This window comes from Pseudomonas sp. SST3 (genome assembly GCF_003325755.1).
This window is the reverse complement of the sequence record NZ_QORI02000006.1, coordinates 33,185-48,710: the sequence shown is the minus strand read 5'-3', so window position 1 is coordinate 48,710 and position 15,526 is coordinate 33,185. Positions and strand designations below refer to the sequence as shown.

Genomic DNA, 15,526 nt, shown 5'->3' with positions numbered 1-15,526 from the left:
GCTACAGGCATCGATGCCAACCCGAGCATCGGTGCGGGTCGTGCTAGCATCGCTCGCCATGCTCATATCTCACTTGGGTCGAATCGTTCCGGCCGGCCTTGCCGTGTTCGTCTCGATGGGCGTCTATTCAGCGGAACTCGACGTTAACGTCGAGCCATCCAACCGTGCGCTACGCGAAAACGTCGAGAACTACATCGGCGATCTCGGTGACCGTAACGAGCAAGAACTGCTGCGTTATAGCCGCATCGCCCAGGAACAGGCGGAGAAGGCGCTGCAGGCTCTGGGCTATTACAACGGTGAAATCGAATCCGGAGTCAGCGGCGGCGAGAACCCGCGGCTGACCCTGCGTATCGAGCCCGGTGAGCCGGTCCGGTTGCGCAATATCACCGTGCGTGTGGACGGCCCGGCCGCTGATCTGCGCGCCTTTCGCGTGCCCCGTAATACGCTCAAGGCCGGCGAAGTGCTCAATCACGGCCAGTATGAACAGGTCAAGCAGCAAATCCTCAATCAGGCCTCGCGCTACGGGTTCTTTGATGGTCGCTTCAAGCAGCAGCGACTAGCCATCGATCCCGCCGCCAATGCGGCCGATGTCGAACTGATATTCCAAAGCGGCCCGCGATATGTGCTGGGAGACGTGCGTTTCGATGGCGACTCGCCCTTCGATCCGGATTTGCTGACGCGTATGGTGCCGTTCGAAGCGGGCACGCCCTATGACTCGGAGCTCGTGGCCGATCTCAACCAGGCGATGCAGTCCAGCGGCTACTTCGAAGGGGTGCGGGTCGATGCCAACCCGGCGAATGCCGAACAGCAACGCATTCCGGTCGCGGTGCAGCTGACCACACGTGAACCCAGAACCCTCGGTCTCGGCCTCGGTTATTCCACGGATGTCGGTCCGCGCTTGCGGTTGGATTTTCGTCGTCACTGGGTCAACCCGCAGGGACACAGCTACGGCATCGAAACCGAGCTGTCCGCGCCGCGCCAGAACGTCGGGCTCTGGTACGACGTGCCGCTGGATCCGCCATTGACCGACAAGCTGCGCTATGCCGCCGGTTATCAATACGAAGAGCTGGGCGATAACGATAGCCTGAGCCGGTTGCTGACGGTCGGCCCCGAATGGCATCGCAAGTTGCCCAGTGGTTGGCAGAGGGTCTGGGCGCTGAAATGGCGTCACGAACAGTACGAGCTCGGTGATGATTCCGGTGTCAGCACGCTGCTGATGCCCGGTGTTGCCTACAGCTATCTGCGCAGCGACAGCCGCATCGATCCCAGCCGTGGCTACCGCCTTGAATTCGAACTGGCAGCGGCCAAGGAGGGCCTTTTGTCCGATGCCGATCTGATCCATGCCAACACGACAATCAAGGGTTTGATCACCCTTGCCGGACGCCATCGCTTTCTGGGCCGCGTTGCGGTCGGCGGAAACTGGACCAACGAATACACCAACGTACCGCCGTCCCTGCGCTACTTCGCCGGTGGCGATCAGAGCGTGCGTGGTTACGACTATCAGAGCCTGTCACCGACCAATTCGGATGGCGACAAGATTGGTGGCCGTTATCAGTTGGCGGTCAGTGCCGAATACCAGTACTCGCTGACGGACAAATGGCGAGTGGCGACTTTCGTCGATCAGGGCAATGCCTTCAACTCGCTGGAACTGCCGTCACTGAAGAGCAGCGTCGGCCTGGGTGTTCGCTGGGTTTCGCCGGTTGGGCCGATTCGCGTTGACCTGGCACATCCTCTGGATGGGGAGGGCGGCGTGCGGCTGCATTTCTCCATGGGGCCGGAGCTTTGAAGCGTACGGCGAAGATCACCGGCTGGTTGCTGTTTGGCCTGCTGAGCCTGGTGCTGCTGCTCGTCCTGGCCGTCGGGGCGGTACTGGGCACAACCTCGGGCAGCCGCTGGGCCCTGAGCAAGACTCCAGGCGTGCAGGTCGAACAGTTCCGCGGTCGTCTCGGCGGTAGCTGGCAGGCGCAACGGCTGACGTGGGAGCAGGACGGCAGCCGCGTCGAGGTGGAAACTCCGCAGATGGCGTGGTCGCCGCTGTGCCTGTTGCGCATGACGCTTTGCATTGAGGAGCTGGTTGCCGGTGACATTGAGCTGCACTTTCCGCCGGCCCCTGACGATGGCGCGCCGAGCGAGCCGTTCAGCCTGCCCGAACTCAAGTTGCCGCTGGAGTTACGCGTCGAGCGGGTTGAGATTGGTAGCCTCCGACTGAACGATGTCGAGCAGCTCCAACGCCTGCAACTGCGCGCAGACTGGCGCAAGGACGGGTTGAATATTAAGGTGCTGCAACTGCGCCGCGAAGACCTTTTGCTGGAAATGACCGGACGCCTGCAGCCAAGCGGAGACTGGCCGCTGATGCTGGCCGGCACTGCAGCGCTACGATCTCCGGATGGGCAGCCCTGGGCGCTGGATATTGCCGTGGATGGTGAGCTGCGTGAGCACCTGATGCTGAATATCGAAAGCCAGGGCTATCTCGACGCCAAGCTCGGTGGCCGGATACGCCCACTTGAACCGGAGCTTCCGGCGAATCTCGTGTTAGTGGTGGAGCGTTTCAAGGCAGCCGCAGCGTTGCCTGATGCGTTGCGATTGGATTCCCTGGAACTGAGCGCTGACGGTGATCTGGAGCGTGGCTATCAGCTGAACGGTGAGGGCAGCCTGCAAGGCGAGGGCGGCGCAGTCGGTTTTACTCTGGATGCGGTGCTCGACCCCAAGCAGGCTCGGATTGAAACGCTGCTGCTGGACGCTGGAGAGAACCAGCGGATCAACCTCAGCGGGCAGGCCAGCTGGCAGGACGGATTGAAGGGCGAAGCGGAACTGGCGTGGCGCGATTTCCCCTGGCGCCGGTTGTACCCGGACGTGGACGAGCCGCCCGTGGCACTACGCACGTTGAATGCCCAAGTGCAGTATGACGATGGCGGCTATCTGGGCAACTTCGACGCGGCGCTGACCGGGCCATCCGGTGACTTTACTTTGCAGAGCCCCGTCAGCGGCGACCTTGAGGTGGTGCATCTGCCGCAGCTGGAGTTGCGCGCCGGACAGGGCAGGGCCGCAGGTAATCTCAGTGTTGGCTTCGCCAATGGCATCGACTGGAATACCAGTCTGAATCTGAGCGAATTCGACCCGTCCTACTGGGTCGCGGAACTGCCCGGCCAACTAGGGGGTAGCCTTAGCAGCCGTGGTGCCATGCGCGACGAGCAGTTGCAGGCCGAGGCGCGCCTGAACCTCGATGGCACATTACGCAAGCAGCCGCTGAGTCTTGAGCTGGAGGCAAGCGGGCAAGATGCGGCCTGGGATGTCCCGAACCTGGATCTGCGTCTCGGTGACAACCGAGTCCAGGGCAGCGGACGTTGGGCTGAAACGCTGAGGGCCAGCCTTAATCTGGAGCTGGAACGGTTGGGGCAGCTCTGGCCTGATCTGAAAGGCCGATTGGTTGGCAATCTCGCCCTGGCCGGTACACCCCAAGCCCCACAGGGCGAATTGGCGCTCGAAGGCAGTGATGTCGCATTTCAGGACAACCGCGTGGAGCGTTTGCAACTCGCGGCAAAACTCGAAGCGGGTGAGCGCGGCCAACTGCGGCTCACCGCTGATGAGTTGCAGACAGGCGATACCGATCTGGGCCGATTGCACATAGAGGCCGACGGGACGCGGCAGGCACATGAAGCCAATCTGAGCCTGCAAGGTCCGCTGCTGGATCTGTCCCTAGCGCTGGACGGTGGGCTGCGCGGTGAAAATTGGCGAGGCCGTCTGCTGCAGGCCGAGCTGGACGCCAAGGGACAGCAATGGGCGCTACAGCAGCCGGCTGCGTTGGAGCGGCTGGCCAGTGGTCGAGTCACCTTGGACGCGCATTGTTGGGCCTCCGGTCCCGCCACGCTATGCGCTGAAGATCAGCGGCTCCTGCCGGACCCGCGCTTGCGTTATCGACTGCGGGATTTCCCGCTGGAATCTCTCGCCAGTTATTTACCCGACAATCTGATCTGGCAGGGCGAGGTCAACGCCGACCTTTCGCTCGATTTGCCGAACGCTGGGCCCAGCGGGACCATTCGGGTCGATGCGGGCCCAGGTACGCTGCGCGTGCGTGACGGTGAGCGATGGCTGGATTTTCCGTACTCGACCTTGGCGCTGAACAGTGAGCTGACACCGCAGCGGGTCGACAGCCACTTGCGTTTCGAGGGCGGCGAGCTGGGTGAGCTCGACGTGCGCCTGGAAGTCGACCCGAGTACCGAGGTTAAGGCCATCTCCGGTGCGTTCCGTCTGAGCGACTTCGATCTCTCCGTGGCCAGGCCTTTTGTCGCTCAGGTTGAGCGGCTGGACGGGCAACTGAACGGTCATGGCGAGTTGTCCGGCAGCCTGCAGCAGCCGAAAATCAACGGCGAGCTGGTACTGAGCGATGCCGAAATTGCCGGCAGCGAGCTGCCGGTGAGCTTTGAACAGCTTCAGGTTCGCGCCGTCATCGAGGGCGAACGCATGCGCGTCGACGGCGACTGGCGCAGCGGTGAGCAGGGGCAAGGGGAGATTGCCGGTACGCTGGATTGGGGTGATGCGTTGGACCTGGACTTGCGTGTGAGCGGCAGCCGCCTTCCGGTCATTGTCGAGCCCTATGCCGAGCTGGAGGTCGGGCCGGATCTGCGGCTGGAGCTGGCGGGTGATCAGTTGGCCGTGAGCGGCAAGGTGCGCGTGCCGCGTGGCGACATAACCGTCCGCGAATTGCCGCCCTCTACCGTTAGGGTCTCCGAAGATGCGGTGATTATTGGCGAGGAGTCTAAAGAAGCACAGACACCGCTGGCCATTCGCATGGATATAGATGTCGAGGTGGGGCAGGATCGTCTGCGATTCTCGGGCTTCGGCCTCACCGCCGACCTGGAGGGCTATCTGCACATCGGCGATGACTTCGACGCCCGAGGAGAGCTCAATCTCAACAATGGTCGGTATCGGGCTTATGGTCAGCGGCTGACCATTCGCCGTGCCCAGCTGCTGTTCACCGGTGTGCTGACCCAGCCGTTCCTCAACATCGAAGCCATACGACGGATCGAGTCGGACAATGTCATTGCCGGTCTGCGTATCACTGGCAGTGCCGAGCAACCGAGAGTCGACGTCTTCGCCGAACCGGCCATGAGCCAAGAGCAGGCCTTGTCATACCTGGTACTTGGGCGGCCACTAGGGGCTGACTCCGGTGACAACAACCTGCTGGCCCAGGCTGCCTTGGGACTTGGCCTTGCTGGCAGCTCGTCGATCACCGGCAATGTTGCGCAGCGTCTGGGCATTCAGGATTTTCAGCTAGACACCGAAGGTCGTGGCGATGAAACCAGCGTCGTCGCCAGCGGGCGTCTCACCGACCGTCTGACGCTTCGCTACGGCGTCGGCGTGTTCGAATCGGCCAATACCGTGGCTCTGCGTTATCAGCTGACCAAGCGGATTTTTCTCGAGGCCGCGAGCGGGCTGGCCAGCTCGCTCGACATTTTCTATCGGCGCGACTTCTAAGTTCGCCGTGCATCCGAAGCGATCAAAAAAACCTTCGAAATCACTGGCACTGTTGCAGCGCTAGGCTACGCTGACGGGGTTTACGTAACCGGCAACCTGGGGTCAGTTCGTTCAGTGACCAATTGGTCGCTAAACGGCCGTAAGCGTGCAGGCAAACGGTGTGGCGCCAAGTGCTCATGGTGGTGGTAGGATCGCTCGGTCGCTCCTTGCGTAGCGGCTGACGCGAGGCCCTTGCATGGGTTTTGCACGTTGCCGGTAACGCCCAGCACATTGAAGTCGGGGTTTTTACCGAGTCGTTTCGACGGGGGAAGAGAAGGCAGCCGCTAGCGCTGCGTTTTGATTCCGCCTCGGCGCGGGCCGCTCGGGCAAGGATGTCTAACATAATTAATAAGGGTGCCTTGAATGGAATTCCTGCAAAACCTGGTCAATAGCGTTAACGGTCTCGTGTGGGGACCACCCATGCTGGTGCTGATCCTGGGCACCGGTCTCTTCCTGATGGTAATGCTCAAGTTCATGCCGCTGCTGCGCATTGGTACCGGCTTCGCACTAATCTGGCGCGGACGCGTTAAAGGCGATGAGGAAACAGGGGAAATCACCCCATTCCAGGCCCTGATGACCAGCCTTGCGGCAACGGTGGGTACGGGGAACATTGCCGGCGTCGCCACGGCTATCTTCCTGGGTGGCCCCGGCGCGCTGTTCTGGATGTGGTGCACGGCGCTGGTGGGCATGGCCACCAAATACTGCGAGGTGGTTCTGGCGGTGCATTACCGCGAGAAGGATGATCGCGGCGAGCACGTTGGCGGACCGATGTATGCAATCAAAAACGGCCTGCATAAGCGTTGGCTGTGGCTCGGCGGCGCCTTTGCGATTTTCGGCGGCCTCGCCGGTTTCGGCATCGGCAACATGGTGCAGGTAAACAGCATGGCGCTCGCGCTGGAAGCTACCTTTGCGGTGCCGCTGTGGCTGACCGGCTTAGTGGCGATGGTCCTCGTCGGCCTGGTGATACTGGGCGGCATTAAACGTATCGGCAAGGTCGCAGCGGCACTGGTGCCGTTCATGTGCGTGGCCTACATCATCGCCGGCATCACGGTACTGGTGGTACATGCCGAGCAGATCCCGACCGCGTTCGACCTGATCTTCACCCATGCCTTCTCGCCCATCGCGGCTACGGGCGGCTTTGCCGGTGCGGCGGTGATGGCCGCGATCCGCTTCGGTGTTGCGCGCGGCATCTTTTCCAACGAGGCGGGGTTGGGGACCGCCGGTATCGCTCAGGCCGCCGGCACCACCAAAAGTTCGGTGCGTTCGGGAATGATCGGGATGATGGGGACCTTCATCGACACCCTCATCATCTGCACCATCACCGGGCTGGCCATCATCTGCTCTGGCGTCTGGACTGGAGGCGAAAGCGGGGCGGCTCTGTCTGCCGCTGCATTCGAGTCGGCCATGCCAGGTTTCGGTGGCGCCGTGCTGACGATCGCCCTGGTGGTCTTCGCCTTCACCACCATTCTCGGCTGGAGCTATTTCGGTGAGAAGTGCTGGGAGTTCATGGTCGGTACCCGAGCAATCTGGCCGTTCCGCGTCATCTGGGTCCTGGCTGTGCCATTCGGGGCGATTGCCCAACTGGACTTCGCCTGGCTGCTGGCGGATACCCTCAATGGTCTGATGGCGATTCCCAACCTGATTTCACTGATTCTGCTGAGTCCGGTCGTGGTCAAACTGACCAAGGAATACTTTGCGCGCACCCAGGCTGCGTAATCAAACCGGGCCGCGAACACTCTCGCGGCCCACGAACCGTTAAGGAGTCGAAATGACTGAAGTAACCCTCAAAGGCAACCCGATCCAGGTCGCCGGCGCTTTCCCTCAAGCCGGGCAGAAAGCCAAGCCGTTCAGCCTGGTGGGCGGTGATCTGGCTGATGTCGCGCTGAGCAGCTTCGCTGGCAAACGTAAGGTTTTGAATATCTTTCCGAGCATCGATACGCCGACTTGCGCCACCTCGGTGCGCAAGTTCAATGCTCAGGCCAATGACCTGGCGAACACCGTCGTGCTGTGCATCTCCGCGGACCTGCCGTTCGCCCAGAAGCGCTTCTGTGGTGCTGAGGGGCTGGACAATGTAATCAACCTGTCCACGATGCGAGGCCGCGAGTTCCTTGAAGAATATGGCGTACTGATCTCTACCGGTCCGCTCGCCGGCGTATCCGCACGCGCCGTCGTGGTCTTGGACGAACAGGATCAGGTGCTGCACAGCGAGCTAGTCGCCGAGATCGGAGCCGAGCCGAACTACGAGACAGCGATCGCAGCCCTCAATTAATCCAGTCTTCGATAGGAAGCGGTGCAATGCCGCTTCTTTCTCTCCGTATATCTGGCGACAAAAACACAGCCTGCTGATCCCTTCCCTCGGCCATTAATCAATTGGCCGAAATTCTCAGCTAACGCTTAGCTTTGAATACCGCACGCCCATAAACCAGCCGCATCAGGCGATAGCGTTAGGCCAGATTTTTTATTTGCTTACAAAATCTTTTCCGGTCGCTGCGGTCAGAGCATTCGTTGCCAATTGAATGGATTCGCTTATGTCTACCTCGCATACCAAGAAGAAGATCGGTGTATCCGGCACAGGAATGATCGCCCATTGTTTCATTCGGCTGATCAAGGAACACTACAAGGATCTGGAAGTTTCCCGCGTACTGACCCGTCGTCCGCTGAACTCCTTCAGCAATTTTCCGCTGGCTGATCGTCTCACCAACTCCATAGACCATCTGGTCGACGATGCAGACCTGATCGTCGAATGCAGTGGCGACGTCTTCCATGGCACCGAAGTCATCGAGCGTGCGTTCGAGGCCGGACTGCCGGTGGTGACCGTCAATGCCGAACTGCAAGTCACCACGGGTTCTTATCTGGCGGGCAAAGGCTTCCTTACCGAGGCCGAGGGCGACCAGCCGGGTTCGTTGGCGGCGCTGCATGAAGAGGCCATCATGATGGGCTTCAAACCGCTGGTATACGGCAACATGAAGGGTTATCTGAATCACGACCCATCGCCAGAAGACATGAGCTACTGGGCAAAGCGTCAAGGTATCAGCATTGAGCAGACGACTTCGTTCACTGACGGCACCAAAGTGCAGATCGAGCAGGTGATCGTGGGGAATGGTCTGGGTGCAAGCATTACCAGGCAGGGCCTGGAGGGCCTGGCCTCGACCAACCTGACCGAAACCGGAAATCTGTTGGGCATGATGGCCGAGCGCCTCGGCCAGCCATTTGTCGATTACGTCATTCCGTCCGGCTATCCAGCCGGGGGCGTGTTTCTGGTCTGTCGACATGACGACAGTCAGCGGGCGGCGATCGAGTATTTCAAACTTGGCCCAGGGCCCTACTACACGCTGGTGCGCCCATTCCATCTTTGCTCGCTCGAGGTCGGCAAGACCGTGCGCCGCGTACTCAATGGCGGTGGCGTGCTGTTGAACAACTCAACTGCGCCGACCCTTGGCGTGGCTGCGATCGCCAAGCGGGCCATGCGGGCGGGTGAATTGATCGAGCGCGGCATCGGTGGATTCCAGTTTCGTGGCGAGGCGGTAAAACTTGACGAAAATCCCAATCACGTGCCGATCGGGTTGTTGCGTAAGACTGCACTCAAGCGAGCGGTCGAGCCTGGACAGTTGATCACCTTCGATGACGTCGACATTCTGCCAAGCCGTGCACTGGATATCGTCATGCAGCAGCGCTCTGAGCGGGCTGTCGCTACAGCGCAGACACCCACAGCGGGTCTGGCGCCCATTGGGATGGTTGCAGTAGGCGGCTGAGCTATGCGCAGACGACAAGGCCGCTGATGCGGCCTTGAATCGATTCATGAACCCCGCTTACGGCGGGTTTTTTATAGCGTTAGTCCTGATGCGGCAAGCTCAGCGGTTGTCGTCAGGCCTTTTTCATCGACCAGTAGGCCGGTTTGAACAGGTCCCGTTCGCCCAGCAGCACTACGCCCGCAGCGAAGGCACACAGCACTAGCGCGATATACAGACACAACTGCAGCAACCCGTGCGGTGCAGGCAACCAGTGCAGTGCGATGGCTACGGCAGCGGCGGTGGTGATCCAGCGCAGGAGAACGCCCGGAGCCAGACCCGTCGGCGACGCGCGATAGACATACAACCCCATGAACAGCGCCTGCAGGGTCGCACCGCTGGCGAACGCAAATGCCAGCCCTTCGGCGCCATAGGCGCCATAGAGCAAAGCGTCCAGACTGACCGTAAGCGCGGAGCTGATCAGCGTAATCGCCAAAAACAGCCGCGACTGATGCTGGGCTAGCAGGGCGCGTCCCCAAAGCAGCGCCAAGCCCATCGCTGGAAGACCGAGTGCATAAAGGACGACCAAGGAGGCCGTCGCATCCGTTTGTGGTGCACCGAATTGTCCTCGCTCGAGCAACACCGACACCACGGTTTGCGGAAATGAACAAAGCACCACAGTGGCTGGGACCAGGAACAGCAGCGTTGCCAGCAGGCCCTTGCGTATCACGGCGGCATGACCATCGAAATCTTCATCGCTCCAGCTGGAGACGAAGCGGGGGAAGAGCACCGACAACACTGACAATGCGTAGAGCGTGAGCGGGATCGTGACGATACGAAACGCAAAGGACAGCATGGTGATGCTGCCTTCATCCAGGAAGGACGCGAACATCCTCTCGGCAAGAATACAGCCCTGTTGTGCTCCGGCAGCCAGCAAGACCGGCGCGAATGCGAGGCCAAAGCCGCCAGGGTGATCCGTCGTTTCGATTTTTTTGGGTCCACGCAGATAGACGATCCGCCGGTGTTGCACCAGGATCAGCGCCAGCTGGGGCAGCAGCATGCCAATGAAGATCACCATGCCGGTTGGTTGGAACAATAGGATCCCGACGATAGCGCCTGCGTTGAGCAGTACCGTTCGCGTCATTGGCAGGATGAAGACTTCGTCCATATTGAGCAGCGCACCCTGACAATACAGAACGGCCTGAACGGCGACCAGCACGGCGCCCACGCAGAATACGATCTGCCCAGAGGTAACTTGGGCATCCGTCCAGCCGGGCGCGAGCAGATTGAGAATCCAGTAACTTGCGATGATGGCGATGACGCTTACGGCAGTCCCCATCGCCATCACACGCCAGTAGAGCCAGCGGCTGATGCTTTTGAACAGGGCTTCGGATTGGCTGCGCAGCTTCTGCAGGTAGGGAATCATCGCATCGCGCAGAGCGAGGCCAAGAAAGTTTTCGAAGAACATCGGCAGGATCAGCGCGACGAAGATCAGGTCCGCTTCCCAACTGAGGCCGAAGGCCTTGGCAATGAACAGGTCGCGTAGAAAACCGAGAAGAAAGCTGGCGACAGTCAGCGCCAGGATGACCAGTGTTGCGTTCATTCCTTGATCCTGTACAGGCCATTATCGGGTGGCCTGGCAAATAGAGACATATCGCACCGAGCGTGCAGGTAGCGTGTTGGCGACTCGGGAACCTTACATAGACTGGACGGCTCAAGCATGGTTCCTGCGCCTGGATCGGTATGTTTGTCGGGTCGCTTTGTACGGCGACAAGCCCGGATACGTAAAAATGCCGTAAATCTCCTTTGCGAGCGCAGCGCGACTGCTTATGGTTCACGCTCATTTTCAGGCGAACCCAGTTCATGTCCGAGGCAAACACTTCTTCTGCCGGTTCCGTTCGGCGCTGGTTGATCATTGGCGGCGTGGTCGTTGTGATTGCGCTGTTGCTTTGGTGGCTATGGCCAACCGCAGCCGAGGCGCCGCAACAACAGCGGGGCGGGCGGCCGGCTTTCGGCGCGTTTGGCGGTCCGACGCCGGTGCGGGTCGCAGCGGTCGAGCAGGGGAGATTCGAGGTCTATGCCAAGGCGCTCGGCACCGTCACGCCACTGAATACCGTGAATGTGCGCAGCCGCGTGGCGGGCGAGCTGGTCGAGGTACGCTTCGAAGAAGGCCAGCGGGTCAAGGCCGGCGATCTGCTGGCGGTCATCGATCCGCGCCCCTATGAGGTAGCGTTGCAGCAGGCGGAAGGTACCCTGCAGCAGAACCGCGCGCTGCTGCAGAATGCCCAGCTGGACCTGAAGCGCTATCGAGGTCTGTTTGCCGACGACAGCATTGCCAAGCAGACCCTCGACACCCAGCAGGCGCTGGTCAACCAGTACCAAGGCACACTGGCCGCCAACCAGGCGGCGGTCAATGAGGCCAAGCTGAATCTGCAATTCACTCAGATCCGCGCACCAATCGACGGGCGAGTCGGCCTGCGCCAGCTTGACCAGGGCAATCTGGTCGCGGCGAGTGACACCACACCCTTGGTCGTCATTACTCAGACGCAACCCATGGCGATCAGCTTTACCTTGCCTGAGGGCGAGCTGCCGCCGGTCATTGCCCGCTTTCGTCGCGGTGAGGAACTGCCGGTACAAGCCTGGGATCGCGGCGAGCGGGTTCTGTTCGGCGAAGGGGTGCTGGAAAGTCTCGACAACCTGATCGATACGACCACGGGCACGCTAAAAATGAAGGCTCGCTTCGATAACGAGACGGAGCTGCTGATACCCAATCAGTTCGTTAACGTTCGCCTGCGCGTGGAAACCCTCGATGATGCGGTGCTGATTCCTTCTGCAGCACTGCAGTTCGGCTCGCGTGGCAACTATGCCTATGTCGTTGGAGAAGACTCGAAGGTCGAGCTGCGGGTGCTTGAGGTGGGCCCGAGCAACGGCGAGAAAACGGTCATCACCAACGGCCTAAGCGTCGGCGAGCGAATCGTCATGGAAGGCACCGACCGGCTGCGTGACGGCAGCGAAGTCGAAGTGGTGGATCGCCAGAAGCTCGCCGAAGAAGCAGCCGAAAATCCGAAAATCGACACACAGAGCGCCAAGGAGCGCCCTGCGCGATGAATATGTCGCGGCTGTTCATCCTTCGGCCGGTGGCAACCACCCTGACGATGATCGCGATTTTGCTGGCCGGTCTCATCGCCTACCGCATGCTGCCGGTTTCCGCGCTGCCTCAGGTGGATTACCCGACCATTCGAGTAATGACGCTGTATCCCGGTGCCAGTCCCGAAGTCATGACCAGCGCCGTGACCGCTCCGCTGGAACGGCAGTTCGGGCAGATGCCGGGGTTGACCCAGATGTCCTCGACCAGCTCCGGCGGCGCCTCGGTGATCACCCTGCGTTTCTCGCTGGAGGTCGAGCTGGACGTGGCCGAGCAGGAGGTCCAGGCGGCCATCAATGCCGGCAGCAACCTGCTGCCGAACGACCTTCCGGCGCCGCCGGTGTACAACAAGGTCAACCCGGCGGATACACCAGTGATGACGCTGGCGATCACCTCGGAAAGTCTCGCGCTGCCCGAGCTTCATGATCTGGTCGATACGCGCATGGCGCAAAAGCTCGCGCAGATCAGCGGCGTGGGCATGGTCAGTATCGCTGGCGGTCAACGCCCGGCCGTGCGCATCCGCGTCAATCCCGAGGCCTTGGCCTCCTACGGATTGTCGCTCGCCGATGTCCGCACACTGGTAACCAGCTCCAACGTCAACCAGCCCAAGGGCAATTTCGACGGCCCGACGCGCGTCTCGATGCTCGATGCCAACGATCAGTTGAAGACTCCGGAGGAATACGCCGAACTCATACTGGCGTACGAGGACGGCGCAACGTTGCGTTTGAAGGATGTTGCCGACATCGTCGATGGCGCCGAGAACGAGCGCCTGGCCGCTTGGGCCAATGAAAGCCAGGCCGTGCTGCTGAATATCCAGCGTCAGCCCGGCGCCAACGTGATCGAGGTGGTCGAGCGTATTCAGGCGCTGCTTCCCGAGGTCACCGCCAGCATGCCGGCCGGTCTCGATGTGGTGGTGCTCACCGACCGCACGCAGACCATCCGCGCGGCCATCACCGATGTACAGCACGAATTGCTGATGGCGACCTTTCTTGTCGTGATGGTCACGTTCGTGTTCCTCAAGCGACTCTCGGCGACGATCATCCCCTCCATCGCCGTGCCACTGTCGCTGATCGGCACCTTTGCCGTGATGCACCTCGCCGGATTCTCGCTGAACAACCTCACGCTGATGGCGCTGACCATCGCCACCGGCTTCGTGGTCGATGATGCAATCGTCATGCTCGAGAACATTGCGCGCCATGTGGAGGAGGGCGAGACGCCCATGCAGGCAGCTCTCAAAGGCGCTAAGCAAATCGGCTTCACGCTGATCTCGCTGACGCTGTCGCTGATCGCCGTCCTCATTCCTCTGCTGTTCATGCAAGACGTGGTGGGGCGTCTGTTCCGCGAGTTCGCCATTACGCTGGCCGTCGCCATCCTCATCTCGTTGGTCGTGTCCCTAACCCTGACACCGATGATGTGCGCCAAATTGCTCAAGCCAGCCACGGTGGAAAAATCCAAGCCGGACTGGGTCGAGCGGTTGATCGGCGGCTACGCGCGTTGGCTGACCTGGGTGCTGGGGCACCAGACGCTGACGTTGCTGGTGGCCGTGGCTACGTTGGGATTGACGGTCGTGCTGTACCTCGCCGTGCCGAAAGGCTTCTTTCCGGTACAGGACACCGGCGTGATTCAGGGCATCAGCGAAGCGCCTCAATCAATCTCTTTCCGCGCGATGAGTGAACGTCAACAGTCTTTGTCCCGCGTGATCCTCGCCGATCCGGCTGTCGCCAGCCTGTCGTCCTATATAGGCGTGGATGGCGACAACGTGACCCTCAATAGCGGTCGCCTGCTGATCAACCTCAAACCTCACGATGAGCGAGACGTCACCGCAAGCCAGGTTATCGACCGGCTGCGTCCGGAATTGGCGAAACTGCCAGGCATCGACCTGTACATGCAGCCGGTGCAGGATCTCTCCATCGAGGATCGGGTCAGCCGTACGCAATTCCAGTTCAGCCTCGAGTCCCCAGACGGCGAACTGCTGCAGGAATGGACACCGCGTCTGGTCGCGGCGCTGCGTGAGCGCCCAGAGTTGACCGATGTCGCCAGCGATCTGCAAAGCGACGGCCTGCAGATTTTCCTGGATATCGACCGTGATGCTGCGGCGCGGCTGGGTATCGAGATATCGGCTATCACCGATGCGCTGTATGACGCGTTCGGTCAACGCCAGATCTCGACCATCTTTACCCAGGCCAGCCAGTACCGTGTGGTGATCGAGGCGGAGGCCGGCGGGCGTCTTGGCGCGAAGACGCTGGAACAGCTGTTCGTGCAGAGCGAGGGCGGCACACCGGTAAGACTGTCGAGCCTGGCGACGCTTGAGCAGCGCAGCGCGCCCCTGTTGATCAACCACATCGGCCAGTTTCCGGCCGTGACGCTGTCATTCAATCTGGCCGACGGTGTGTCGCTCGGCGAAGCGGTGGAGGTCATCGAAGGGGTCGAGGCCGAGATCGGGTTGCCGGCCGGTATCCAGAGTCGTTTCCAGGGTGCCGCCGAGGCGTTTCGCGCGTCGCTGTCGAGCACCTTGCTGCTTATCCTGGCGGCGGTGGTGACCATGTACATCGTGCTCGGTGTGCTCTATGAGAGCTATATCCATCCAATCACCATTCTCTCGACGCTGCCATCGGCTGCCGTCGGCGCCTTGCTTGCACTGCTGCTGACCGGCAACGATCTGGGGCTGATCGCCATCATCGGCATCATCCTGCTGATCGGCATCGTCAAGAAGAATGCGATCATGATGATCGACTTCGCCCTCGAGGCCGAACGTCACCAGGGCATGAGCCCGCAGGACGCGATCTACCGCGCGGCGCTGTTGCGCTTCCGCCCGATCCTTATGACCACCCTGGCTGCGCTGTTCGGTGCTGTACCCCTGATGCTGGCGTCCGGCTCGGGTGCCGAACTGCGCCAACCGCTGGGCCTGGTCTTGGTCGGTGGCCTGCTGCTCAGCCAGTTGCTGACGCTGTTTACCACGCCGGTGATCTATCTGTTCTTCGACCGGCTCGGCCAGCGTTTTGCCCGAAAGGATGGCGCAGGGCAAGAGGTTGGGGTATGAACGCCGAACTGGAAAGAAAATCGGCCGAATTGAGTAGAGGTCGAGCCCTACCGACAGCGGCAGGCATTCTGCCGGCCAGTGCTTTCCTCCAGTTTCGGA

General features: G+C 60.9%; 8 protein-coding genes. 7 read left to right on the top strand and 1 reads right to left on the bottom strand.

Going from position 1 to position 15,526, the window contains the following annotated elements:
* The first annotated feature begins 115 nt into the window (after positions 1-115).
* The 5 genes from DQ405_RS07780 to DQ405_RS07760 all read left to right on the top strand — a co-directional run bounded on the left by DQ405_RS07780 (position 116) and on the right by DQ405_RS07760 (position 9,266).
* A complete protein-coding gene (locus DQ405_RS07780; RefSeq protein ID WP_241729880.1) occupies positions 116-1,786 on the top strand; it encodes an autotransporter assembly complex protein TamA in 1,671 nt (556 codons plus the stop codon).
* The gene (locus tag DQ405_RS07775) at positions 1,783-5,475 is read left to right on the top strand and encodes a translocation/assembly module TamB domain-containing protein (protein WP_241729868.1); all 3,693 of its coding nucleotides are present in this window, start codon (positions 1,783-1,785) and stop codon (positions 5,473-5,475) included. The genes DQ405_RS07780 and DQ405_RS07775 overlap by 4 nt, the downstream gene beginning before the upstream one ends.
* Positions 5,476-5,877: 402 nt before the next feature.
* Positions 5,878-7,230, top strand: a complete 1,353-nt coding sequence (locus DQ405_RS07770; RefSeq protein ID WP_168423662.1) for an alanine/glycine:cation symporter family protein — start codon at positions 5,878-5,880, stop codon at positions 7,228-7,230.
* A 52-nt stretch (positions 7,231-7,282) separates the two neighbouring features.
* Positions 7,283-7,783 carry a thiol peroxidase gene (gene tpx / locus DQ405_RS07765; RefSeq protein WP_168423661.1) on the top strand — a complete coding sequence of 167 codons (501 nt, stop codon included), beginning with the start codon at positions 7,283-7,285 and terminating at the stop codon, positions 7,781-7,783.
* Positions 7,784-8,090: 307 nt separating this feature from the next.
* Positions 8,091-9,266: an NAD(P)-dependent oxidoreductase gene (locus DQ405_RS07760; RefSeq protein ID WP_168423823.1), complete on the top strand. Its 1,176-nt coding sequence runs from the start codon at positions 8,091-8,093 to the stop codon at positions 9,264-9,266.
* A 112-nt stretch (positions 9,267-9,378) separates the two neighbouring features.
* Here the strand turns inward: DQ405_RS07760 and DQ405_RS07755 are convergent, their stop codons facing one another.
* Complete coding sequence (locus DQ405_RS07755) at positions 9,379-10,845, bottom strand: lipid II flippase MurJ (protein WP_168423660.1); 1,467 nt, start codon at positions 10,843-10,845, stop codon at positions 9,379-9,381.
* A 260-nt stretch (positions 10,846-11,105) separates the two neighbouring features.
* On the opposite strand from DQ405_RS07755, the gene DQ405_RS07750 reads away from it, so the two are divergent.
* Complete coding sequence (locus DQ405_RS07750; RefSeq protein WP_168423659.1) at positions 11,106-12,350, top strand: MdtA/MuxA family multidrug efflux RND transporter periplasmic adaptor subunit; 1,245 nt, start codon at positions 11,106-11,108, stop codon at positions 12,348-12,350.
* Positions 12,347-15,427, top strand: coding sequence for an MdtB/MuxB family multidrug efflux RND transporter permease subunit (locus DQ405_RS07745; protein ID WP_168423658.1), 3,081 nt, complete (start codon positions 12,347-12,349; stop codon positions 15,425-15,427). The genes DQ405_RS07750 and DQ405_RS07745 overlap by 4 nt, the downstream gene beginning before the upstream one ends.
* Positions 15,428-15,526 lie beyond the last annotated feature (99 nt).

Excerpts from the sequence above, each read along its gene's own strand:
- DQ405_RS07770 (WP_168423662.1), top strand. The coding sequence starts at position 5,878 with ATGGAATTCCTGCAAAACCTGGTCAATAGCGTTAACGGTCTCGTGTGG.
- DQ405_RS07755 (WP_168423660.1), bottom strand. The coding sequence starts at position 10,845 with ATGAACGCAACACTGGTCATCCTGGCGCTGACTGTCGCCAGCTTTCTT.
- DQ405_RS07745 (WP_168423658.1), top strand. The coding sequence starts at position 12,347 with ATGAATATGTCGCGGCTGTTCATCCTTCGGCCGGTGGCAACCACCCTG.
- DQ405_RS07750 (WP_168423659.1), top strand. The coding sequence starts at position 11,106 with ATGTCCGAGGCAAACACTTCTTCTGCCGGTTCCGTTCGGCGCTGGTTG.
- DQ405_RS07780 (WP_241729880.1), top strand. The coding sequence starts at position 116 with ATGGGCGTCTATTCAGCGGAACTCGACGTTAACGTCGAGCCATCCAAC.
- DQ405_RS07760 (WP_168423823.1), top strand. The coding sequence starts at position 8,091 with ATGATCGCCCATTGTTTCATTCGGCTGATCAAGGAACACTACAAGGAT.
- tpx (WP_168423661.1), top strand. The coding sequence starts at position 7,283 with ATGACTGAAGTAACCCTCAAAGGCAACCCGATCCAGGTCGCCGGCGCT.